Annotated in this window: 20 protein-coding genes and 1 riboswitch; of the genes, 8 read left to right on the top strand and 12 right to left on the bottom strand. The window is 36.8% G+C overall.

Annotated elements, in window-relative coordinates; translation table 11 throughout:
* Window positions 1-140 precede the first annotated feature (140 nt).
* The 4 genes from alsD to F0362_RS04535 all read right to left on the bottom strand — a co-directional run bounded on the left by alsD (window position 141) and on the right by F0362_RS04535 (window position 4489).
* Window positions 141-899, bottom strand: coding sequence for an alpha-acetolactate decarboxylase (gene alsD, locus F0362_RS04550; protein ID WP_000215029.1), 759 nt, complete (start codon window positions 897-899; stop codon window positions 141-143).
* 16 nt (window positions 900-915) lie between these two features.
* On the bottom strand, window positions 916-2604 hold the full coding sequence (alsS, locus tag F0362_RS04545) for an acetolactate synthase AlsS (RefSeq protein ID WP_000103539.1): 1689 nt from the start codon (window positions 2602-2604) through the stop codon (window positions 916-918).
* A gap of 251 nt (window positions 2605-2855) precedes the next feature.
* Window positions 2856-3209, bottom strand: coding sequence for a YlbF/YmcA family competence regulator (locus F0362_RS04540; protein ID WP_000164615.1), 354 nt, complete (start codon window positions 3207-3209; stop codon window positions 2856-2858).
* Between the two features lie 143 nt (window positions 3210-3352).
* Window positions 3353-4489 (bottom strand): DUF445 domain-containing protein, encoded by a 1137-nt coding sequence (locus tag F0362_RS04535; RefSeq protein ID WP_149889669.1) that lies wholly within the window; start codon window positions 4487-4489, stop codon window positions 3353-3355.
* A gap of 134 nt (window positions 4490-4623) precedes the next feature.
* Between F0362_RS04535 and F0362_RS04530 the strand changes: the two genes are divergently transcribed.
* Window positions 4624-5676: a YheC/YheD family endospore coat-associated protein gene (locus F0362_RS04530; RefSeq protein WP_000242732.1), complete on the top strand. Its 1053-nt coding sequence runs from the start codon at window positions 4624-4626 to the stop codon at window positions 5674-5676.
* Between the two features lie 20 nt (window positions 5677-5696).
* Window positions 5697-7157 (top strand): YheC/YheD family endospore coat-associated protein, encoded by a 1461-nt coding sequence (locus tag F0362_RS04525; RefSeq protein ID WP_000658084.1) that lies wholly within the window; start codon window positions 5697-5699, stop codon window positions 7155-7157.
* Window positions 7158-7173: 16 nt separating this feature from the next.
* Here the strand turns inward: F0362_RS04525 and F0362_RS04520 are convergent, their stop codons facing one another.
* Window positions 7174-7419, bottom strand: a complete 246-nt coding sequence (locus tag F0362_RS04520) for a hypothetical protein (RefSeq protein ID WP_000510453.1) — start codon at window positions 7417-7419, stop codon at window positions 7174-7176.
* A 521-nt stretch (window positions 7420-7940) separates the two neighbouring features.
* Here F0362_RS04520 and sasP point away from each other — a divergent pair.
* On the top strand, window positions 7941-8144 hold the full coding sequence (gene sasP, locus F0362_RS04515; RefSeq protein ID WP_000013349.1) for a small acid-soluble spore protein, SasP family: 204 nt from the start codon (window positions 7941-7943) through the stop codon (window positions 8142-8144).
* A gap of 50 nt (window positions 8145-8194) precedes the next feature.
* Here sasP and F0362_RS04510 read toward each other — a convergent pair whose 3' ends face one another.
* The 5 genes from F0362_RS04510 to F0362_RS04485 form a co-directional block, all read right to left on the bottom strand.
* Window positions 8195-8929 (bottom strand): amino acid ABC transporter ATP-binding protein, encoded by a 735-nt coding sequence (locus F0362_RS04510; protein WP_000623596.1) that lies wholly within the window; start codon window positions 8927-8929, stop codon window positions 8195-8197.
* A 28-nt stretch (window positions 8930-8957) separates the two neighbouring features.
* Window positions 8958-9656: an amino acid ABC transporter permease gene (locus F0362_RS04505; RefSeq protein WP_000281495.1), complete on the bottom strand. Its 699-nt coding sequence runs from the start codon at window positions 9654-9656 to the stop codon at window positions 8958-8960.
* A complete protein-coding gene (locus F0362_RS04500; protein ID WP_061529755.1) occupies window positions 9643-10440 on the bottom strand; it encodes an amino acid ABC transporter substrate-binding protein in 798 nt (265 codons plus the stop codon). The genes F0362_RS04505 and F0362_RS04500 overlap by 14 nt, the downstream gene beginning before the upstream one ends.
* A gap of 279 nt (window positions 10441-10719) precedes the next feature.
* The gene (locus F0362_RS04490) at window positions 10720-12720 is read right to left on the bottom strand and encodes an ABC transporter ATP-binding protein (protein WP_000116604.1); all 2001 of its coding nucleotides are present in this window, start codon (window positions 12718-12720) and stop codon (window positions 10720-10722) included.
* Window positions 12717-14477 (bottom strand): ABC transporter ATP-binding protein, encoded by a 1761-nt coding sequence (locus F0362_RS04485; protein WP_000493209.1) that lies wholly within the window; start codon window positions 14475-14477, stop codon window positions 12717-12719. Before F0362_RS04485 ends, F0362_RS04490 begins: the two co-directional genes overlap by 4 nt.
* Before the next feature lie 645 nt (window positions 14478-15122).
* On the opposite strand from F0362_RS04485, the gene gapN reads away from it, so the two are divergent.
* Complete coding sequence (gene gapN / locus F0362_RS04470; RefSeq protein ID WP_000213647.1) at window positions 15123-16562, top strand: NADP-dependent glyceraldehyde-3-phosphate dehydrogenase; 1440 nt, start codon at window positions 15123-15125, stop codon at window positions 16560-16562.
* Window positions 16563-16602: 40 nt separating this feature from the next.
* On the opposite strand, the gene racE is transcribed toward gapN, so the two are convergent.
* On the bottom strand, window positions 16603-17430 hold the full coding sequence (gene racE, locus F0362_RS04465) for a glutamate racemase (RefSeq protein ID WP_000109657.1): 828 nt from the start codon (window positions 17428-17430) through the stop codon (window positions 16603-16605).
* 200 nt (window positions 17431-17630) lie between these two features.
* A riboswitch (Lysine riboswitch) is annotated at window positions 17631-17812 on the top strand.
* Between the two features lie 146 nt (window positions 17813-17958).
* On the opposite strand from racE, the gene F0362_RS04460 reads away from it, so the two are divergent.
* The 4 genes from F0362_RS04460 (at window position 17959) to F0362_RS04445 (ending at window position 21896) form a co-directional block, all read left to right on the top strand.
* On the top strand, window positions 17959-19383 hold the full coding sequence (locus F0362_RS04460; protein ID WP_001186296.1) for an amino acid permease: 1425 nt from the start codon (window positions 17959-17961) through the stop codon (window positions 19381-19383).
* A 60-nt stretch (window positions 19384-19443) separates the two neighbouring features.
* Entirely contained in the window at window positions 19444-20643 is a 1200-nt protein-coding gene (locus tag F0362_RS04455) for an ABC transporter permease (RefSeq protein ID WP_000021402.1), read from the top strand.
* Between the two features lie 267 nt (window positions 20644-20910).
* On the top strand, window positions 20911-21426 hold the full coding sequence (locus tag F0362_RS04450) for a type 1 glutamine amidotransferase domain-containing protein (protein WP_000037539.1): 516 nt from the start codon (window positions 20911-20913) through the stop codon (window positions 21424-21426).
* Window positions 21427-21692: 266 nt separating this feature from the next.
* A complete protein-coding gene (locus F0362_RS04445) occupies window positions 21693-21896 on the top strand; it encodes a hypothetical protein (protein ID WP_001066489.1) in 204 nt (67 codons plus the stop codon).
* A gap of 57 nt (window positions 21897-21953) precedes the next feature.
* Here the strand turns inward: F0362_RS04445 and F0362_RS04440 are convergent, their stop codons facing one another.
* Window positions 21954-23216 (bottom strand): MDR family MFS transporter, encoded by a 1263-nt coding sequence (locus F0362_RS04440; RefSeq protein ID WP_149889668.1) that lies wholly within the window; start codon window positions 23214-23216, stop codon window positions 21954-21956.

Here is a 23216-nt window from a genome sequence, read left to right as displayed (position 1 = left end):
ACAATATATCAACGATTTTTCGAATATATCTATCGTAACTTACAATATATCAACGGTTCGACAAGAAATATCGATTTATCGACAAATAATAACATTACGAATAAAAGAAGACTGTTCCAAAATGGAACAGTCTTTCCCTCTTACTCTGCACCTTCCGCAGTCGCAATATCATTTTCTAAGTTTTCTCTTGATAATTCAGCCGCCATAAAGTCAGCTGTTTCTGGAAGTGCTAAATGCATATGAGCTTTTTGACAAATTTGGATCGTACAGTTTTCTATAACATAGTCGAAAACATGTCCGCCCCCGCGAATTTCATCATCAATGTAATGTAAGTGGAACCCAGCTACACCAATGCCTTGCGCGTAATCTGGTGTCCAAAATCCAGCTAGTGTACCTTCTGTATTTTTAAACGAAAAGATTGGTTGTGATTTCGTCACTTCAACGAGCGGTGTATACGGTTTTTCTTGTCTTGGAACAGTTCTCGTCCTTACTTCACGGAACGTACCGTCCATTCGAATAGCGTAGAATAAGTTTTTACTCGGCATTAATTCATGTAATAACGCTTCAACTTCTTCACGATTCATCGGACGCTCTACCGTATAACTCATTTCTTTTTCAAAAAACGTTACAGTCGCAAATGGCGTTGTTTCTTCTGGCTCTACTTTTTCTGCTGAACCGTCTGAACGTAAATGATAAAATTCATTATCAAATGCAATCATTTCACCATCTAATTGATCAAATGTGCCGATGCCAAAATCACCATGTTCTTTTAGTTCCTCAAAGCTAATCACACCATCATATATACCATCTAATAGCGCAAGCATTGTAGATGTTTGATATACTTCATTACTCGTTTTCGTTTTTTTTGCATCAATATCAATTAATTGCGCAACAGTCATCTCAAATCTGCCTCCATTAGTTTAATTGGTTTGGTAATAATTTTTCGCTTAATTTAATGTTGTCACGATAGTCAATTGGAATATCAATAATGACAGGACCATCTGCTGCTAATGCTTCTTTTAATACCCCTTCTAATTCATCAGGCGTGTTAACACGAAGACCTAACGCCCCGAAACTTTCTGCATATTTCACAAGATCAACATCGCCAAATTCTGTAGCTGATGTTCTACCGTATTTCATCATTTGTTGGAACGCAACCATATCATATGTACCGTCTCTCCAAACGAGATGTACAACTGGTGCATTTAAACGTACCGCTGTTTCTAACTCCATCGAAGAGAATAAGAAACCACCATCACCTGACACGGAAACAACTTTTTTTCCCGGTTCAACTAAAGTAGCGGCAATTGCCCAAGGTAGTGCAACACCTAACGTTTGCATACCGTTACTAAATAATAGTCTACGTGGTTCATAAGAACGGAAACATCTCGCCATCCAAATAGAATGGGAACCGATGTCACACGTAACAGTTGTATCGTCACTAATTAAAGAACGAAGTGTGCGAATGACTTGAAGCGGATGCGTAACACCTTCAGAAGCGCGGTTTGGAACTTCTGCTTGCTCTGATAACTTCGCGCGTAATCGTTCTAACACTGCTTCTGATTCCGTGCTTAATACAAGTTTCGGTAATTTTTCTGCAATGCTATTTACAGTTAAAGCGATATCGCCAATTAATTCACGCTCTGGTTGGTAATCATGATCGATATCTGCTTGATGGTCATCAAGATGAATGATCGTTCTGTCCCCAAGTTTATTCCAAAATTTCGGATCGTACTCAATTGGATCATAACCGATAGAAATAACGAGATCCGCTTCTTCTAGTAAAATATCACCTGGTTGATTACGGAATAATCCAACGCGGCCGAAGAAATGATCTTCTAACTCACGTGAAATTGCACCAGCTGCTTGATACGTTTCAACGACAGGAAGTTCTGTATCAGCAATTAATTCACGAACAGCTTTCGTCACTTCATTTGTGCTCGCTCTCATACCGAGTAAAATAACTGGTAATTTCGCTGATTTTATTTTTTCTACCACATATGTAATATCATATGTGGGAGCGATTCCAAGCTGTGGCTTAGAAAGCGCACCGATAGACTCTACAGTCGTTTCCGCAGTCATAACATCTTGCGGAAGACTTACTAAAGTTGCTCCCGGATTTGTGGAGGTAGCACTTCGAAATGCATTTGATAGTGCTTCTGGTACGTTATCCGGATGCTCTACTTCTACGCTATATTTTGTGATTGGTTCGAATAGTGCAGCATTATCCATAGATTGATGGGTACGTTTTAATCGATCCGTACGTGGAACTGCACCAGCTAAAGCAACAACGGGATCACTCTCCGCATTCGCAGTAACAAGACCTGTCGCTAAATTTGATGTCCCTGGTCCTGAAGTCACAAGACACACACCCGGTTTCCCTGTTAATCTACCAATAGCAGCTGCCATAAATGCTGCGTTTTGTTCATGACGACAAACGATTAACTCTGGTCCTCTTTCTTGCAATACATCAAATACAGAGTCAATCTTCGCTCCTGGAATACCGAAAACATGTGTAACACCTTGTTTAATTAAACAATCAACAACAAGATCTGCTCCTTTTGTTTTTGTCTTCACGTCGTTTGCTTTTACACCTGTACTCATCAAACTAATCATCCCTTTATTTCATAATGTGTGTAATAAAGATTTTAATTTCACCTAGTTAATTAACGTGGTGAAGTATCATGTATCATTATATTACAAATGCATTATTTTTCCAACAATATGAATTTGACAGTATTTTGACAACCCTTAAAGAATACGCTTACAATTAATTTGTTTTTTAAAATAACATTTACTTTTAAACTTAATTCCCTAAACAAAAAAGACGCCCCATAAAGGAGCGTCTTCCACTATTACGCTTGTTGCGCGCTATATAATTCTTCAAGTGGCTTCATGATAATTTTGTTAACGTCACCGATTACAACGTTTAGGCGTTGCTCAGTTTCCATTAATTTTGTAATTTTAGCATCTTGTTGAATGCGAGCTACAACTTCTTGTGCTTGTTGGTTGTCTTCTTCAGTGATTTCTTGGCCTTGCATCATTTTTTGTTGTAGGCTAAGTTGCATCGTACGGAACTCTTCAAATAAGTTCTTTGAAGCTGCATCTCCTTGTACTGCCGCATAGCTCTCTTTTAAAGTTTTGAAGTCTTCGTTTTCAGCGATTGCTTTTTGTAATTCATATGCTACATCATGAATGTTTTTTGTCATTTTATTTTTCCTCCTTTAGAAGGCTAGCGCTTTTCGCTCACACTGCCTTTTAAGTGCATTTACATACGCACCTCTTCTTACCATATCAAACTATGCAAGAGATGTGAAGAAATTTCACTCTTATTTCTATGTACTTATCTTTACTACCTAAGGAACAACAGTAACAACCCTTGCACGAGTCCAATCATTCCGCCTAATAAGGCACCTAAATACGTAATCATTTTCAGCTCATTTTTTGTAATGGACAGAACTAAATCTTCTAGCCTCTCTGTTGAAAATGTAGACACTTCTTGCTGGACAATTTCCGCAAGATGTAGATTATTTAGTATGGTCTCTACATTTTCTGTCCCCCACTTCAAGCCTTTCGTTACTGCGCTTGGAACCACTTTTTCAATGATTGTTTCTCGAACTGGCGCACACACTTGCTGTACCGATTGGTTTAAAAACTTACTCACTGTTTCCTCAACTTTAACTACAGACAATATGGAGCTTACAATCATTTCTTTTTCTACAAACGTTTCTAATTCTTTTACATCTCTTCCCTTTAACTTTTCCCACTCTTTTTGCAGTACATTAGTTAAAAGCTTTTCCGTACCATCTTGACCTAAAAATTTAATTACTTCTGGCTGCACACGATCCACTACACTTACATTCCCTAGAAACATCCCGACTAAGTTAAGTAATGTTCCACGAGAAGCAAAGAAATCATCAATCATTTTTGAAAGGCGCGCTTTCCCTTCTTCACTTTCAAAAAATTCAATTCCTCGCTCTAAAATAAAAGCCGAGACATTTGGAATTGCATTCTCTATTTTTTCATGTACAGAATGAGGTAGAGCTTGTTCCCATGTATATGTATAGTACTCCGCTAAAAATTCCTGAACTTTTTTTGTAATCACATGCTCGATTTTCCCGGTCGCCTCTTCTTCTACATGTGCTACATTCCATTTTTCTAACATATGTCGCAGTGATTGTTCATTCGTAATGACTTTATCCACTTCCACTTGCACCCAGTGAATTAAACTTTTTTGAAACTCTTCATTTGTTAGCTTTTTTCCGATTCCTTCTGGCGTTAACAAATGCTCGACTACCATTTTCCCTAATTGAACAGCAAGCTCATCACGTCGCTTCGGAATTAATCCAGGTGTAAATGGCAATTGAAACTTTCCAATATAAATAGGACGATGGGGACGAAATAACATTTTTATCGCTAAGTGGTTCGTATATCCTCCAATAATCGCTCCGAGCCCTGTCGTCGTTAACATATTCAACCATATATTCATTACAATCAACCTTTCGCTTCTCCAAAACTATAGCATATCATCATACGGACAAAAGTATAATGGTATAAAAAAGTATTTGCAATATATAGCTTCGCCTATTATGCCAACACTTTGTTAGTAAAGGAGTGATTTCGTTGGTTCTCGGTATTTTAACTTCCCGGCCTCATTATGAGCAAACTTATTACACCGAAATCGCCAAACGCGCTCGGCTTTATCATAATGTCGTTGCCCAGTTTACACCATTTTGTATTGATCCTAAAACAGACCTTGTTTCTGGTCTTATTTATGATACAGATACAGGAAAATGGAAAGAGCAAACATTCCCTATTCCTTCTTATATATACGATCGTTCTTCTTTTAACGAGGATACAGACTTTGAAAAGGCTAAATCAATTATTCATTCATTACACAACCGTCCTTCCACTACCTTTTTAAATAACACACTTATTGACTTAAGCGAACTACATGATTTATTTCTTACTAATAAAAAATTATCTCCTTATATACCAAAATTTGAAATAGCAACGATACAAAACATTTTCAAACTTTTATTAAAAACAAAAGATATTATTATACGTCCTACTCATACACATTCCAATGAAAGTCTGTACCGGATCGCTTATAAAAATAAAACGTTTCATATCGATACAATACATGACGCATATCATAATTCTACTCCAATCAAACGGACAGATGAGTTTATATCTTGGTACACATCTAACATACAATCAACACGTTATATCACCCATACGATGCTACAACCACCGAATCAACTAACGTATCCACTCCACATTCGAACCATTTTGCAAAAAAATAAAGAACAAAAATGGAACGTTATCGGTCAATTTATACAAAAAAGCTCATTTCCGAACCAATTTTTACTTTCCGTAACGGATGATTCCTCGCTGCATTCATTATCAAAAATTAAATATGTACTATCTAATACCGGTGTGCAACTATTACAAGACGCTTTACACGACATTATAAATGAAGTGTTTCAAACATTAGATCAATCTTATTCTTCTTTATTCGAACTAGAACTTTCCACAATTATGGATCAAAAAGGGGCGATTTGGCTTATGTATGTCAACACGATTCCCCCTTACGAACGTTACATTCATCATAATGATTCGTTAGCTGAAAAGATCTTTCACGGACCACTAAAATTTAGCCGCTTTACACCATAACGAAAGGAGGGAATCCCATTTTGAAAGAGCACATATATACATTAAACATTTCAGATGAGCATCCAAATAGTATTACTTTACCTTACATTTTTTCTATTACACCACCTATTACATCCCTTTCCTTCGGCAGACGCCATGTTGCAAGTGAAGAGGTAAAAATTCATTATTCCTTTACTCGTGAAATTATGATTGGAAAACGAATTGCAGAAAAACTTTTACTCCCTCATTCCACTACCATTCATGCCTTTACACAAAATGAAACAATTATTTTCGGACCATTAGTCGGTATTTTCACAACTGGTTTTAACGATGACTCACCTATTCCTTTAGGAAACCGTTCCACATCTCTCAGTGAGTTACTAACACCACCATTTACATTACGACCGTTCGTATTCGTTTTTGGCGTTCAACATATAAACTGGGAAGAAGAAACGATTGATGGGTATTTCTTTCAAGAAGGAAAATGGCTAAAGAAAAAAGTTCCTTTGCCAAATGTCATTTACGATCGACTACCAAATCGTAAAGCAGAAAATTATAAACCAATCGTTAGAGCAAAAAAGAAATTAGAACATGACTATAACATTCCATGGTTTAACCCAGGATTTTTTAATAAATGGGACGTTCATCAACTTCTCATGAAGGACGATTCAATTGTGCCTTTATTACCAAACACAGAGACATTTCAGCACTTCGAACAAGTAGAACGGTTTCTTGGCACATATAAATCAATTTACATGAAACCGATACACGGTAGCTTCGGAAGAAATATTCATCAACTATTTTATTCTCAAACAGAGAATTGCTACTACTGTCGTTATCGCGAAAATGAAGAGAATAAACTAAGAAAGTATCAATCATTAGAAACACTTCTGAACCACGTATTAAAAGGACATGATTTAAAGAAGTTTATCGTACAGCAAGGTATTTCTTTACTTCGCTTCGACGGGCAACCTGTTGATTTTCGCATTCATACAAATAAAAACCATTTCGGTAATTGGGTCGTCAGTGCCATCGTCGCCAAAATTGCTGGCAAAGGTAGCTTAACTACACATGTAAATAGCGGTGGTGATACAAAATTACTACAAGAACTTTTTCCAGATTCAACGAAACAAGTTCAAATTGAAAATAAATTAAAACAAACAGCCTTGCAAATAAGTTACGCGCTCGATGGGCAAGTAACTGGGAACATTGGAGAAATCGGTTTTGATATCGGTTTAGACACAAAGGAAAATCCGTGGCTATTTGAAGCAAACTCAAAACCTGGGCGAACTGTATTCCAAGATGAAAAGTTAAAAGAACAAAGTGAACTGACGCGCCAATTATTTTACGAATATGCTATCTACTTAACTGAACATTCTTTGCGCGATGCAAAAGAAAAAATGTCCCAAATGAAATTAGGGACTTCATCAAACACCGAACATATCCCTTCTCCTATGATTCACTCACAAATACGAAAACAAAAACTTCCACCTCATTCATAAGGTGGAAGTTTTCTATTTACACAAGTTTTACTACAACCTCAGTTTCCACGTTACATACTCCGCAATAAAAAATATGATTGCAATATTCTTGTGAATGATTATGTGTTAATCCATCTACCTCACTTAATAATTCCTGATCCATATACGCACTATAATCGTCTATGTAATCTACAGTTTTCCCATAATCTTGGAGTATACCTTGGCAATTTTGACAAGAATAGGTTTGTGATTCGAATGCGTTGCAAAGCGGGCAAATCCCCATCATGATTCCTCCATACATTATCGTTTAACATCATTTAAAGTTCTTTTTTTTTAGGTTGCAGAAAGCATCTAGCCATGAGTAGATACGGTCAGTTCCTTTCTTTCCCTTTCCATGCCCCATCCCTAGTTAAACCAGAAATGAGAAGTTAATGCCTTTTTAGTTTTTATATTACTAAGCTGCAATTGTAATGTATCTCACTTTCATAAACCATCAATAAAAAGCTAATTATTAGCCCTAACATAGTAGGGTTCAAAGAGAACACCATATTTAATATCGCTCTTAGTTTAGCCTTCTTTCTTAAAAATACAACGATTACTCTTATTTCATAATTTACGAAATCACTACGTTTTTTTGACAAAATTTACAAATTATTATTTTGTATATCTTTCTAGGTAACATCCATACTATGAGTACAAACTTAATTACCGATGGATTAGCGCCAAACGGGGCGATAATATCTGGTTCAAATCCAGCTAGTCCAACCAAAAAAATTTTTATAACTCTAAGGAGGATATATTCCTATGGCAAACCAAAGTTCTTACAATCAATTAGTAGTACCAGGAGCAACAGCTGCAATCGATCAAATGAAGTACGAAATCGCTCAAGAATTTGGTGTACAATTAGGAGCAGATTCTACGGCTCGTGCTAACGGTTCTGTTGGTGGAGAAATCACAAAACGTCTAGTTGCAATGGCTGAGCAAAGCCTTGGCGGATTCCAAAAATAAATATATATGGCAAAAAGGTCTCAAGGCATATGCCTTGAGACCTTTCTTAATTATTGAAGCATTTGTAAAAATTTCTTCGTGCGTTCTTCTTTTGGATTTGTAAATACATCCTCTGGTGTACCTTGTTCGACAACGACACCGCCATCCATGAAAATAACACGATTCGCAATTTGATGAGCAAAACGCATCTCATGCGTTACAATAACCATCGTCATGCCTTCTTTAGCAAGTTCTTTCATTACCTTTAGAACTTCTTGAACGAGTTCAGGATCAAGTGCTGACGTCGGTTCATCAAATAGTAACACTTCCGGTTCCATCGCAAGCGCGCGAGCAATTCCAACGCGCTGTTGTTGTCCACCTGATAATTGGAACGGATATAAATCCACTTTATCTGCTAAACCAACTTTTTCAAGGAAGTAGTTTGCTTTTTTCTTCGCTTCTTCTTTCCCCATCTTTTTCACTGTAACGAGCCCTTCCATTACATTTTGAATGGCTGTTAAATGCGGGAATAAGTTATGATGTTGGAACACCATTCCTGTTTGTGTACGAAGATTTACAATATCTTTCTTCGATACTTTTTGAGCGAAATCAAGCTCTTTATTGCCGATACGAATGCTACCAGCGTTCGGTGTTTCTAGAACGTTTAGGCAACGTAGAAACGTCGTTTTACCAGATCCAGAAGGTCCGATAATAACAACAACCTCGCCCTTCTCAACTGATAAATCTATATGCTTTAGTACGGTATTATCTCCGAAACTTTTTTGTAAGTGCTGAATTGAAATCATAAAAACAAAAACTCCTTTTGTAAAAGGATTATTTTAATGTGTAGCGTTCTGAACGCTTTTCTAACATCTGTTGTACGATTGATAATAAGAAACAAATAACCCAATAAATAAGACCTGCTTCAAAATAAACAATTAAAAACTCATAGTTCATTGCCGCAATTTCCTGCGCTTTTCGGAACATTTCTGTTACTAAAATTAACGATGCTAATGAAGTATCCTTCACTAAGCTAATAAATGTATTCGAAAGCGGCGGAATTGATACGCGCGTTGCTTGCGGTAAAATAACACGTTTTAATGCTTGTGGATATGTCATCCCAATTGTATAAGCTGCTTCCCACTGTCCTTTCGGAATTGAAAGGATAGAAGCACGAATAATTTCAGATGCATACGCACCAACATTTAATGAAAATCCAATAACTGCTGCTGTATACGGCTCAACTTCAATATTAAGAGTTGGAAGACCATAGAAAATAATAAATAACTGTACAAGAAGTGGCGTTCCGCGAATGATAGATACATAGATACGAGCAATCCATTGTAAAATACGACTACCTGAAATACGCGCGAGCGCTGTTAACGTCGCCAGTATAATTCCGATAATGAATGTAATAAGCGTTAATGGAATTGTCGTAAAGACAGCTTCCTTCAGCATAGGCATGAAGGAAGACTGCATAATATCTATCCAAGTAGACAATCGATCTGAAACCAATGCACTACTTAGATACATTTTCACCGAACCATTTTTTCGCTATTTTGTCGTACGTACCATCTTTTTTCATATCTTCTAACGCTTTATCAACTTCTTGTACAAGCTTATTGCTACCTTTACGGAATAAGAATCCACTTTGTGAAGCTTCTTTTTCTGTATCTACAATTTTAATTTTTGCATCTTTTTTCGTTTCTAAGTAGTTTAATACTGATAACTTATCATTAATTGTGAAATCAACACGGCCAGTGTTTAACAATTCTGCCGCTTGGCTAAAGCCTTCTACGTTAGTAATTTCCGCACCATTTTTCTTAGCAATATCTGCATAGTTACTTGTTAAAGATTGCGCTGCTTTTAACCCTTTTACATCAGCAAATGTAGCAGGTTTATCTTTATCTTTTGCAATAACTAATACTGCTGAAGATGAAACGTATGGTTTAGAGAAATCATATTTCTTTTGACGATCTTCACGAATACCAACTTCGTTCGCAACCATATCGAAACGCTTCGCATCTAAACCAGCAAGTAAGCTATCCCATTGTGTTTCTTTAAATACAGGTTTTACACCTAAACGTTTTGCAACTTCTTCTGCTAATTCAACGTCAAATCCAGTTAATTTATTGCTTGAATCGTGGAACGTAAATGGTGGGTATGTACCTTCTGTACCAATTACAAGTTCACCGCTTTGTTTAATCTTTTGTAATGCGTCTTGACTAGCTGTATCTTTTTTCTCTTCTTTACCGCAGCCGGCTACAATCCCGATCGCTAATGTAGTTACTGCAAGCACTGAAAATAATTTTTTCATGATGGTAATCCTCCAAGTATTCTGATAGGAATTTAAAAACTATATTGATTGTATGCAATCTTGAACAATTTTTCAATGAAAATGTTCTTATTTAGTTTATCCTTTTTCTTCATAATCAAACAAAATGGAAAAATAACGCTACATACAAAAAATAAGTAACATTTTTTAATATAGCATTAATTGTAGGAAAGGTAAAATAATACTTCTTATTATGTACCTTTATCGCCGACATTTTGCCAACAAAAAAGAACTTGCGACAATCGCAAGTTCTTCCCCGCATTAAGCGCTCTGGTTCCCTTCCATTTGCGTTTTGTACATATCATAATAACGCCCACGCTTTTTCATTAATTCATCATGAGAACCTTTTTCTAAGATTGTTCCTCTATCGAGTACAATAATTTGATCCGCACTTTTAATCGTTGAAAGACGGTGAGCGATAATAAACGTCGTTCTCCCTTTTTTCACAACTTCTAGCGCTTGTTGAATCATTGCCTCTGTCTCTGTATCAATACTAGATGTTGCTTCATCTAAAATTAAAATGGCTGGATCAAAAGCGAGTGCTCTAGCAAACGATATAAGCTGACGTTCTCCGGTTGAAAGTGTACTTCCTTTCTCCGTAATTTCTTCGTTTATATTGTTCGCAAACCTTTCCGCACCCACATCACGTAATGCTTTTACGATGCGATCTTTTGAAATTTTTTCGTTCTCTAAGCTTACATTGGAAGCGACCGTCCCGCTAAATAAAAACGGATCTTGTAATACGATTCCCATATGCTCACGAGTTGCTTGTTTCGGCATTTCTTTTACATCGTGACCGTCAATCGTAAGCTTTCCTTTTTCAAACTCATAAAATTGAAAGAGTACATTCATAATGGAACTTTTTCCTGATCCAGTATGACCGACAAGTGCTACTGTCTCGCCTTGTTTCGCTTCAAAAGAAATATTTTTTAGCACTTCATCTTTTCCATTATAAGAAAACGAAACATTATCAAACTTCACATTTCCTTGCAAGCGAGGCATGCGCTCTTCTTCCACTGCCTCTCCCTTTTCCTCTAGCAATTCGAAGACACGCTCTGACGCAACGCGCGATTGTTCTAAGTTAGCAAGCTGATTTACCATATTTGTAATTGGTGAGAACAATCTCGTTAAATAATCGACAAACGCATACAGTATCCCTAGAGAAATGATGCCTGAAGCACTTAATGAAGCTCCCCCAAAATACCAAATCACACCTGTGAAAGCGATATTTCGTAATACAGACACTAAGTTATGCGAAGTTGCTGCATTTAAATTTAAAATTTTATTTTGATACTTAAAATAATCGCCATTTAATTCTTCAAACTCTTTTTTCGTTTCACGTTCTTGACGGAACGTTTGAATAATTGGCATCCCTTGAATCGATTCATTCACTGTACCGTTAATATCGGATAAACGTGAACGCATTTTATGATTGTATACAGATGCATACTTTCTATATAAAATCGCCCAAACAATTAAAATCGGGATAATTAATAAACAGAACGACGCAAGTTTCACATCGAGTAAAAATAGCGCTGCAAATATCCCGATAATATAAATGATACTAGAGACGAATGTCGCAAGCACTGTTACGTATAAATCCCGAATCGCCTCTGTATCATTCGTTACACGCGAAACGATTTTCCCTGCTGGTAAATGATCAAAGTACCTGATCGGTAACGTTTGAATATGAGAGAAGACGTCTTCCCTCATAATTTGAATAATTTTGTTTGCTGCCTTCTGTAAAAAAAACTGCTTTCCATATGCAAATAATGACACAATTACTAATAGAGCAAAATAGCCTCCACCAAGTAATAGTAGGGGGTTTATTTCTGGCTTATAAAACGCAAACACTTCTTCCTTCGTTAATGCTTTCGCTTTATACACTTGCACCGCCTTACCATTTTGAATGGTAATCATATCCCCTTTCACAGAACGTGACCCTTCAATATTTACTTTATTTGGTACAAAGTAATATTGAAAACCGACTTGCATCACGCGTACTTCTTTTCCTTTTTTCTCACCTTGTTCAAAGCGATCACTTCGCTTATAATAGGCGCCATTATATGAAACAGCATCTTCACTCTTTTCTGTCTCATACCAAGATTTTTCTATCGCGACGATATGATCGTCAATCATCGTTTTAGCGACGAACGGACCGGCAAGCTCAGCGATAACGAAAATAAATAACATCGCCATCGCTGCAAAAATCGTCCCTTTTACTTTCATCGCATATTGAAACAATCGTTTTGAAACACTCATATTTTCACCCCACTATCCGCACTCTCATTTTCACCTTGTTGTCTTTCAAACTGCTCAGCATACCAGCCTCCGTTTCGAAGTAACTGGTCATGCGTGCCTTCTTCCATAACTTCGCCGTCATCCATAACGAGAATCCAATCTGCATGTTGTACGGCAGATAAACGGTGCGTCGTAATAATCGTCGTCTTTCCGCTTCTTTCCGTTCTTATATTTTCAATAATCGCCGCTTCCGTACGAGCATCGACGGCTGATAACGAATCGTCCAAAATTAATATTTCTGGATTTTGAATAACCGCTCTCGCAATCGAAATCCTTTGCTTTTGCCCTCCTGATAACGAAACACCTTTCTCTCCAACGAGCGTTTCTAATCCTTCTGGTAAAAACTCTAAGTCTTTTGTAAACGCAGCAATTTCAATGGCTTTCTCGAGCTCTTCTTCAGTCGCTTCCCTGTTTCCGAATAAAATATTTTCCCTCGCTGTTTTTGAGAATAAAATGTGCTCCTGAGGTACATATCCAATCCACCCGAGTACATTATCACTCGTCATTTTATCTAATGTCACATCAGAAACTGCAATATCCCCTTCTCCAAGCGGATATTGACGAAGAAGCTGACGTACAAGCGTCGTTTTTCCGCTTCCTGTTTTTCCGACAACCCCTAGCGTTTCTCCTTGTTTTAATGTAAAAGAAACCTTTTTTAAATTTTCTTCAGCTGATGAAGGATAGGAAAAAGAAACTTCATCAAACTGAATATAATCAGGATCTTGTACAAGCTTTGGATTTTTCGGATTCTTTACATCTGGTTCATATGCTAACGTTTCATTCACACGATCTAACGAAGCATTTCCTCTTTGCATAACATTAATTAATTCGCCAATTGCAAACATCGGCCAAATCATCATCCCTAAATACACGTTAAAGGAAACGAGCTCACCAAGTGTCACCTTTGATTGAAATACAAGGTATGCACCATACACTAAACCAATTAAATAACTAAGTCCGACAAGCATTTTCACAGTTGGTTGGAATAACGCATCGATTCTTGCTACCTTCATATTTTTTTCGTAGACGTCATCTCCTAAATGATGAAATCTTTCCTGATCTGCGTTCTCTTGTACGTATGCACGAATCACCCGCACGCCAGCAATTGATTCAAGTACTTTATCATTCATATCACCGAACGCATCTTGCGCAACTGTAAACCTTTCATGCAATTTCTTTCCATATATATTCATCGCATATGCCATAATTGGCAGCGGTATAAGGGCCGCTAATGTAAGCTCCCAACTTATTGTAAATCCCATCATAAAAACGATTGTAAGCATATATAAACTAGAATCTACAAGCGTTAATATACCGAAACCAGCTGTCATAGCGATTGCTTTTAAATCGTTTGTTGCTCTCGCCATTAAATCGCCAGTACGATTTTTTTGATAAAACGTCGGTGTCATCTTGAGTAAATGCCCCATAAATTTCGAGCGCATCGTCTTCTCAAGTACGAACGCACCTCCAAATAATTGATGCTGCCAAACAAAAGTAAGGCCATATCCAACTATCGTAACTCCTATTAAAATAAGAATAGACTCCATAATTGCTGCATTCGTTAACGTTCCTGTTTTTATATTATCAATCGTAACCCCTAGTACTTTTGGGGGAATAACTTCAACTATATTTACAATTAAAAGCGCACCAATTGCGATACTATATCTCTTCCAATGCTCTTTAAAAAACCATCTTAACTTTAGTAATACTGAAAACAATGTAACCTCTCCCTTCTCGTTTTCGTTTCACTCTCATTTCTTTATCCGCTATCCAAACCAATCACATTTACATTTCGTAACCCATACAATCTCATCACATTTTTCCACCTTCCAAATTTCAGTTTTATAGTAACCATACAAAGTATGGAAACAAGCAAATTGGACAAAAAAAAGCATACCGTCGCTTGACGATATGCACAAGAATGCATAAAAGCGTACGTTACGATATACGCAACGTACGCTTTTTATAAGACAAAAATGCCCTATATATCCGTACGGGTTGCGTAATGATATGAATGTTTTCTGTTATTTAACAGAGCTAAGCCCATTACATTTACGATTACAATCATTACGCACACCCCTTTCATTTATTTTCCATTTATTATCTTACAACTATATTGAGTATTCTGTCAATTGTTTTTTTCGTTATAGAGTAAGATAGTCTTTTATCACAAAAAAATGAAGAATGGTTCATAACACGATAAATAAGTTAGAAATAAGGGAATCTTCTGTAAGAAAGGGCATACAAAATAAAAAAAGAATAAGAAATCGTTTTCACAAACATTTCATTTGAAAAATATTATCAAACCCCCTACAATCACCTTATACTCACTCTTACAAGTTGCTATTTTAGGAGGACTAATCATGACAACTAGCAATACGTACAAATTTTATTTAAACGGAGAATGGAGAGAAAGCTCTTCAGGACAAACAATCGACATTCCATCTCCATACTTACACGAAGTAATTGGTCAAGTACAAGCAATTACTCGCGGAGAAGTAGATGAAGCAATTGCATCTGCAAAAGAAGCTCAAAAATCATGGGCTGAAGCTTCTCTACAAGATCGCGCAAAATATTTATATAAATGGGCTGATGAGCTCGTAAATATGCAAGATGAAATTGCCGATATTATTATGAAAGAAGTCGGTAAAGGATATAAAGATGCGAAGAAAGAAGTTGTTCGTACAGCTGACTTCATTCGTTACACAATTGAAGAAGCTTTACATATGCACGGAGAAAGCATGATGGGCGATAGCTTCCCTGGCGGAACAAAATCAAAACTTGCGATTATCCAACGCGCACCACTTGGTGTTGTATTAGCAATCGCACCGTTTAACTACCCAGTAAACTTATCTGCTGCAAAACTTGCACCAGCATTAATTATGGGTAACGCTGTTATTTTCAAACCAGCAACTCAAGGTGCAATTAGCGGTATTAAAATGGTGGAAGCACTTCATAAAGCTGGCCTTCCAAAAGGTCTTGTAAACGTAGCTACAGGACGCGGTTCTGTAATTGGTGACTACTTAGTAGAACACGAAGGTATCAATATGGTATCGTTCACAGGTGGTACAAACACAGGTAAACATTTAGCGAAAAAAGCTGCAATGATTCCACTTGTATTAGAACTTGGTGGGAAAGACCCTGGTATCGTTCGTGAAGATGCTGACTTACAAGATGCTGCAAACCATATCGTAAGCGGTGCATTCTCTTACTCTGGTCAACGTTGTACAGCTATTAAACGTGTACTTGTACACGAAAACGTAGCAGACGAGCTTGTTGACTTAGTAAAAGCGCAAGTAGCTGAACTATCAGTTGGATCTCCAGAACAAGACAGCACAATCGTTCCATTAATTGACGATAAATCTGCTGACTTCGTTCAAGGTTTAGTTGACGATGCTGTTGAAAAAGGTGCAACAATCGTTATCGGTAACAAACGTGAGCGTAACTTAATTTACCCAACATTAATCGACCACGTAACAGAAGAAATGAAAGTTGCTTGGGAAGAGCCATTCGGCCCAATCCTTCCAATCATCCGCGTTTCTTCAGATGAGCAAGCAATTGAAATTGCTAACAAATCAGAGTTCGGCTTACAAGCAAGTGTCTTCACAAAAGACATTAACAAAGCATTTGCAATTGCTAACAAAATCGAAACTGGTTCTGTTCAAATTAACGGACGCACAGAGCGCGGACCTGATCACTTCCCATTCATCGGTGTAAAAGGTTCAGGTATGGGCGCACAAGGTATTCGTAAGAGCCTTGAGTCTATGACACGTGAAAAAGTAACTGTATTGAACTTAGTTTAATCTTATATAGAAGCTGATCTAGTTTTAGATCAGCTTCTTTTTATTTCACGAGTTGTTTTTCCATAGGTAAATTCACACATTCTACAGAAATTTCATATCCTAGCCAACGCTCAGCAATATGTTCAAATGATAAAACAGAGCCTGTTGTAAAAAATCGATGCTTCGGATTCAAATTGTCAGACAGGATTCCTTTGTGCTGTAAAATTGTGCTTAATTCTATCGCTGTTTCTTCTGCAGAACTAATAATCGTTACATCTTCTCCTAGTTCCTTTTTTATATAGGACTCTAAAAGTGGATAATGCGTACACCCAAGAATTAACGTATCTATATCTTCTTTCGTTAATGGCAGTAAAGCTTGTTTCACTTGCTGCGTTACATATGCTGTATCTTCTAATTGATTTTCTACAACTGTAGCTAAAGTCGGGCACGCGTGACTATGCACTTCCAAATATGTATCAAGCTCGTGTAATGCTTTTTCGTACATATTAGACTGTATCGTACCTACAGTTCCAATTACTCCGATTTCCCCTTTCTTTGTCACTTTAATTGCCGCTCTTGCTCCCGGATGTATAACGCCAATAACCGGAATAGACAGTGCTTCTTGCAGCGCAGTCAATGCAGCAGCTGCAGCAGTATTACATGCTACCACTAGCGCTTTTAACGGAAACTGTTTGAGGAACTCAACCATTTCAAATACGAAAGATTGTACCTCTTCTACACTTCTTGGCCCATACGGACAACGCTCATTATCACCAATATAATAAATGCTCTCTTTAGGCAATTGTCTTATAATTTCACTCGCAACTGTTAATCCCCCAACTCCCGAATCTAGCACACCTATTACTGAATGTTTATGACATACAGACATATACTTCATCCCCTTCTCAATCTTCTAGCGTCAATAACATTTATTATATTATGAAAATTCAATATTACATAATAATCCCTCTCTCTTTTAATCACAAACTCTTCTCTATAATCTGATTATTACTATATCCATTGACGTATAAAAATACATTTGTTACTCTTAAATACGTTAATTTAATATTTAAATCCTCATTCGTATCTCGGTGAGGTAGAGGTTGCAGTCATTAAGAGTATCATTTCAGGAGATGTAGTGGCATTGATGAAGAAATGGGAAAGGAATGATTGCCGAAGTAAGTCGTGTCCACCATGCACACTTGCTGGGTCTGCATTTAATAAGTGCAGAACTGTCACAAACGTTTCGTTTGTGGAGAGCTATCGAGAGGTATGTCGTGGGTTTCTTATAAGATAGAAAGCATGTAGCGGCAGATTACGTGCTTTTTTTGTTTTGTTTGGGACTTCTCTTCTCTAATCGGAAGACATACATATCTCCTCGCTTGACTTGGTTATACTAACTTTGGAGGTATTTTCTATGCAACAAAAAAAATGGGGCTTTTGGGTACTAACAGCTTTCGTTGTCGGTAATATGGTTGGCGCTGGGATTTTCATGGTGCCAAGTACATTGGCACAAACAGCAAGCCCACTCGGTGTCACTTTAGCTTGGTTAACAACAGGGTTTGGTGTTTTAATGCTAGCTCTTGTTTTCGGTAATTTAGCAATTCGTCGTCCTGATTTAACGACAGGACCACAAAGTCATGCATATGCTTTATTCTCAACACCAAAAAAGAAAAAAATGGCTGGTTTCAGTATGGTATGGGGATATTGGGTTGCAAACTGGGCAAGTAACGTTGCTATTATTACATCTTTCGCGGGATATTTATCACTCTTCTTCCCAATTATGAAAGATACACGACTACTATTTTCAATCGGTTCGTTTAACATAGAAGTCGGAAAACTAATTACATTTACGATTTGTTCCATCTTACTTTGGGGAACTCATATTATATTAACTAATGGTGTAAGCGGAGCTGGAAAGCTAAACTTCTTAGCAACAACAACGAAAGTGACTGGATTCCTTTTATTTATCGTCGTTACGTTATTTGCATTCGAAGCTTCTAAGTTTGGACAATGGTACACACCGATGATCGATAAATCAGGTGTATCACATGGTCTTCTTTCACAAGTAAATTTAGCCGCTCTTACAACGCTTTGGGCGTTTATCGGAATTGAATCAGCCGTTCTTTTATCAAACCGGGCTGTTTCTCCAAAAACGGTAAAACGGGCAACAGTTGCGGGATTACTTATTACAGTTGCAATTTACTTAGGAATTACAATTTTAACAATGGGTGTCCTTCACGTTGATACATTACAAGCTTCTGAACGTCCGTTAGCAGATGCACTAAATGCTGCAATGGGTCATGGCGGCGGGAAACTGATGGCATTACTTGCTCTTACTTCCCTATTCGGTTCTATCTTAGGCTGGATTTTATTAAGCTCAGAAGTACCGTATCAAGCAGCAAAAGAAGGTTTCTTCCCTTCCTTCTTCACAAAAACAAATAAAAAAGGAAGTCCAATTTACTCATTACGATTAACAAACATTATGTCGCAAGTATTCTTATTCTCAACATTATCAGGAACTATTGCGGAAGCTTATACATTCGTTATTACCGTATCAACACTGGCCTACCTCATTCCATATCTCGTTTCACCGATCTTCCAGTTAAAATTAGTCGCAACTGGTGAAACGTATAAAAATGAAATGCGGGCAAGAATTACAGATGGTATAGTCGCAGTGATCGCACTTTGCTACGCACTATGGGTTATAAAAACCGGTGCATCCGATATAAAAACGTTCCTTCTCGGAATTGGTTTATTCGTAATTGGATTTGCTTTCTATCCATTAATGAATCGTGATCAGAAAAAAAATAACGAAAAGAAAAACGGGCAAGTTGCATAACGCAATTTGCTCGTTTTTTCTTTTGTAAAACATATATAATAGAACAAAGAGGTGAAAAACATGTCAATTGAATCACTATGGAGCAGTCGCTTCCAACAACATATGCAAAATATCATTACATACTTTGCACGTATGATTAACGGTTTATTATATAGCTTTATCTTTATTTCATGCGTTGGCGCATATTATTATGCTCAGTTTCTAAAAGCATCTCCTTCTAAAGGAATATCTCTCATACTCATAACGACCGTTCTTACATTTATTATAATGAGATGTCCCATTCGCACCTTTATTCAAAAACCTGATGCTGTCTATTTGCTTGCATTAGAAGAGAAACTAACATCTTATTTTAAAAAATCTCTTCTATATAATTACATCATTCAGATTTTCCCATTATTATTTACGTTCCTTATTCTCGTTCCGCTGGCTATGCAATCATTACAATTAACTGTACCGTTCTTATGTACAATCTTTATCGTTTTAATGATTACGAAAGCTTGGAACCTGTACATATATTGGATGTGGCGTGATAGCCATGAAAAAAACATATGGTTCATTATTCGTATTGCTTGTAACGTCCTAATCATTTACATGCTATTTTACTCGGCACATGTTCTCATATTAGGCGGATTGCTCTTACTACTTGCTTTCCTACTTCTATATACGAAAAAACAGCCTACAAAACGAATACCGTGGGATTACATAATCGAGCAAGAAGAAAAAATGGATGTTCGCTTTTATCAATTTGCTAGCATCTTTACTGATGTTCCGCAACTTAATAAGCAAGTAAACAAAAGAAAATGGCTTACAAATTGGATTGAACCTTTATTACATAAAAAACGAGCAACTTTCTTCTATTTACATACACTAGCATTTTTACGCGGGAATGATTATTTCGGTATATATATTCGCTTAGGGCTGATTGGTGCCTTCGCCTTATATTTTATACCAAACACATACGTAAAAGGCGCTATCGCATATATCGTCCTATATATGATTTCTATGCAGCTTCGTTCCCTCTGGAAATATTTTTTGGGAAATATTATTGTAGCATTGTATCCGATTGATACTGAAAAACGAATGAATCAATTTCTTCGCTTAATCTTTATATTACTAAGCATTCAACTCATTGTATTTTCGAGTGTTATACTCATTGCTACAGGTCAATTACTACATACCTTGATTATTATGATAATCGGGGTAATCTGGATTAAATTTATTATTGTACCAAAAACGAAGCAACGTGTTTCTTCGTTTTAACGAAAAGAATTATCTTAAAAGCCAAGGAGAAAATAAATTATCTCCTTGGCTTTTTTATTTTTCTTCCTCAAACAACCGATATTTTATGATTTTTACATACAAAAACGATAATACATGTTTACGTCCTAATAAAAAGGGTATTTATTAAATTAACAGGGCAAAGGAACTGGAGGGAATGAAAAAACATGAATTAAAGCTTCACTTTATAAAAGGCATTGCTCAAGGATGATTCTGGAACCGATACTATAATATAAGGAGCTGACTGCAATGAGTAAAAAAATTGCTATTTTAATAACGGATTATTTCGAGGATACAGAATACACAGAGCCAGTAGAAGCTTTTAAGCAAAAGGGATATGAATTAACAACTATTGAAATGGAAAAAGGTAAAACGGTACACGGTAAGCAAAGAAAAAGTGAAGTCGTAATTGATAAAAGTATTGATGATGTTTCCCCAGAGAACTTTGATGCCCTCTTCATACCGGGCGGATTTTCCCCAGATATACTTCGTGCAGATGAACGTTTTGTTCACTTTAGCAAAACATTTATGGATGCGGAAAAACCCGTTTTCGCTATTTGTCACGGACCTCAGCTACTCATCACTGCACAAACACTTGAAGGACGCGATGTGACTGGATATAAATCCATTGAGGTCGATTTGAAAAATGCTGGCGGAAACTTTCATGATAAAGAAGTAGTCGTATGCCAAAATCAGCTAGTCACAAGTAGACAACCGGAAGATATCCCCGCTTTTATTGAAGAATCGTTGCGTATATTAGGATAGCTACTTTGGTTAACCTCTTTTATTTGTATGAAAAACAAAATGTAATCAGTGGGGGATTTATTTCATCCCCCACTGATTATTAGTTCACACTAATCACGTGTTTATGGGCAACCCGACTCCCACAAATACACCTCTTATCTCACTCTAAAATTCCCAATCACTATTCATAGGCAGTTCTCATATAGTGAAAATGACTATATAATTCCTATCCATAAGTTAAATCATGATTTTACACATATATAAATACAAAAGATGGGAGCCTAACTATGAACAATACTCCACCTTCAACGCCCCCAAATCCAACGGAAACGAATAATAATGAAGTGAGCTTACAAACGTTACGCGTCATTGGGCTTATTGTACTGATTAGTGGCTACATATTAGTAGCACTTTCTGAAGTAGGAACGTTAAAAAATCTTTTACTACAGCCGAATACCACTCCAAATTTAGCTGAAGTTGATCCGTTTTAAAAATGGTATAAAAAGCGCTCCTCATTATAACTGGTTCGCTTTTTATATCGTTTCACTTTATCCGATCTGAGAAACCTTCCCTTCATCTTGATATTTCTCTTTCCCTATCGCCTTCATAAATAATAAAACACTGCTCATACCAACAATAAAGTACAGAGCACTCATGCCCCAAGATGCAATAAATGAACCTAACATAACACCTAATGCCCCGTTCATTTTCGCCATTTGAAAGACCATCCCGTTAATCGCCATATAAGAACCTCTTGCCTCATCCGGCACCATATCCGCCATAATAGATTGACGAACCGGCACATACATTATCTCTCCTACCGTTTGGAAAAGCCCAGCAATTAATAAAATCGATAAGCTATTGCTCGTTCCGAGTATTGTAAATCCAATTGTATAAATGAATAAACCTACATATAAGATTTTCAAATCGTTGAAGCTTTTCAGCATTTTAATAAGGAGTGCCGAACATAACACAACTAAAATTGTATTCTCTGCTGAAATCCAGCTCATCATTCGAATACCTGTTAAATCAAACGTAACACCATTCCCAAAGAAAAAGTGCACCGTTTCAAATTCCTGCTGCAAACGTACTCCTAAATAATTATTAACCTGAAACTCTAAAGATAATGTACATATACTTGCTGCACAAAAAATTAAAAACGCTTTATCTTTCATTACAACTTTATAACTATCTGCCATATCTTTTAAGACATTTTTCTTCTCTACTGTTTTTCTCGCTACATACACCTCTTCCATATATACAGCCATCACATATAAAGTAATAATGGCAACAAGCGTTAATACGATAAACAATTGTAATCTATAGTTTTCAAATAGTAGTCCTCCAAATATCGCTCCAATTGCAATGGATAAATTAATCGCCCAGTAGTTAATGCTGTACATCACTTTTCGATTTTCCGGTGTACTCACATCAATTAACATCGCCTCTGTCGCAGGATTCATAAGACCAGACCCTAAACTATTCACTAACATAAAGATAAATGTTAGCCACGGTGAATCTACATAATCTGAATTTGCAATCCCCATACAAGCGATTGAAATGACTTGTATACTTTGACCGATAATCATTACTTTTTTACGACCAAGTCGATCCCCAACATATCCACCGTATAAACCAATTACTAATGAAGCAATTACATTAATAAGTAGCAACGCACCAGCAATTGCACTACCTAATTTTATTGAAAAATAAATCGCCATAAATGGAAAAATCATCGTGGATACAGTACGTGTTAAAAACGAAGTTATAATTCTAATTTTTATATTTCGATGCATACTCCAAAATCCCAT

This window comes from Bacillus sp. BS98 (assembly GCF_008432245.1).
Taxonomy (GTDB): Bacteria; Bacillota; Bacilli; order Bacillales; family Bacillaceae_G; genus Bacillus_A; species Bacillus_A toyonensis.
The sequence above is the reverse complement of the archived record's forward strand: the minus strand, read 5'-3'. Positions and strand labels throughout refer to the sequence as shown.

Coding starts and splice junctions, on each gene's coding strand:
- alsD (WP_000215029.1), bottom strand. CDS start 899: ATGACTGTTGCGCAATTAATTGATATTGATGCAAAAAAAACGAAAACG.
- alsS (WP_000103539.1), bottom strand. CDS start 2,604: ATGAGTACAGGTGTAAAAGCAAACGACGTGAAGACAAAAACAAAAGGA.
- F0362_RS04540 (WP_000164615.1), bottom strand. CDS start 3,209: ATGACAAAAAACATTCATGATGTAGCATATGAATTACAAAAAGCAATC.
- F0362_RS04535 (WP_149889669.1), bottom strand. CDS start 4,489: ATGAATATATGGTTGAATATGTTAACGACGACAGGGCTCGGAGCGATT.
- F0362_RS04520 (WP_000510453.1), bottom strand. CDS start 7,419: ATGGGGATTTGCCCGCTTTGCAACGCATTCGAATCACAAACCTATTCT.
- sasP (WP_000013349.1), top strand. CDS start 7,941: ATGGCAAACCAAAGTTCTTACAATCAATTAGTAGTACCAGGAGCAACA.
- F0362_RS04510 (WP_000623596.1), bottom strand. CDS start 8,929: ATGATTTCAATTCAGCACTTACAAAAAAGTTTCGGAGATAATACCGTA.
- F0362_RS04505 (WP_000281495.1), bottom strand. CDS start 9,656: ATGTATCTAAGTAGTGCATTGGTTTCAGATCGATTGTCTACTTGGATA.
- F0362_RS04500 (WP_061529755.1), bottom strand. CDS start 10,440: ATGAAAAAATTATTTTCAGTGCTTGCAGTAACTACATTAGCGATCGGG.
- F0362_RS04490 (WP_000116604.1), bottom strand. CDS start 12,720: ATGAGTGTTTCAAAACGATTGTTTCAATATGCGATGAAAGTAAAAGGG.
- gapN (WP_000213647.1), top strand. CDS start 15,123: ATGACAACTAGCAATACGTACAAATTTTATTTAAACGGAGAATGGAGA.
- racE (WP_000109657.1), bottom strand. CDS start 17,430: ATGTCTGTATGTCATAAACATTCAGTAATAGGTGTGCTAGATTCGGGA.
- F0362_RS04460 (WP_001186296.1), top strand. CDS start 17,959: ATGCAACAAAAAAAATGGGGCTTTTGGGTACTAACAGCTTTCGTTGTC.
- F0362_RS04455 (WP_000021402.1), top strand. CDS start 19,444: ATGTCAATTGAATCACTATGGAGCAGTCGCTTCCAACAACATATGCAA.
- F0362_RS04450 (WP_000037539.1), top strand. CDS start 20,911: ATGAGTAAAAAAATTGCTATTTTAATAACGGATTATTTCGAGGATACA.
- F0362_RS04445 (WP_001066489.1), top strand. CDS start 21,693: ATGAACAATACTCCACCTTCAACGCCCCCAAATCCAACGGAAACGAAT.
- F0362_RS04440 (WP_149889668.1), bottom strand. CDS start 23,216: ATGGGATTTTGGAGTATGCATCGAAATATAAAAATTAGAATTATAACT.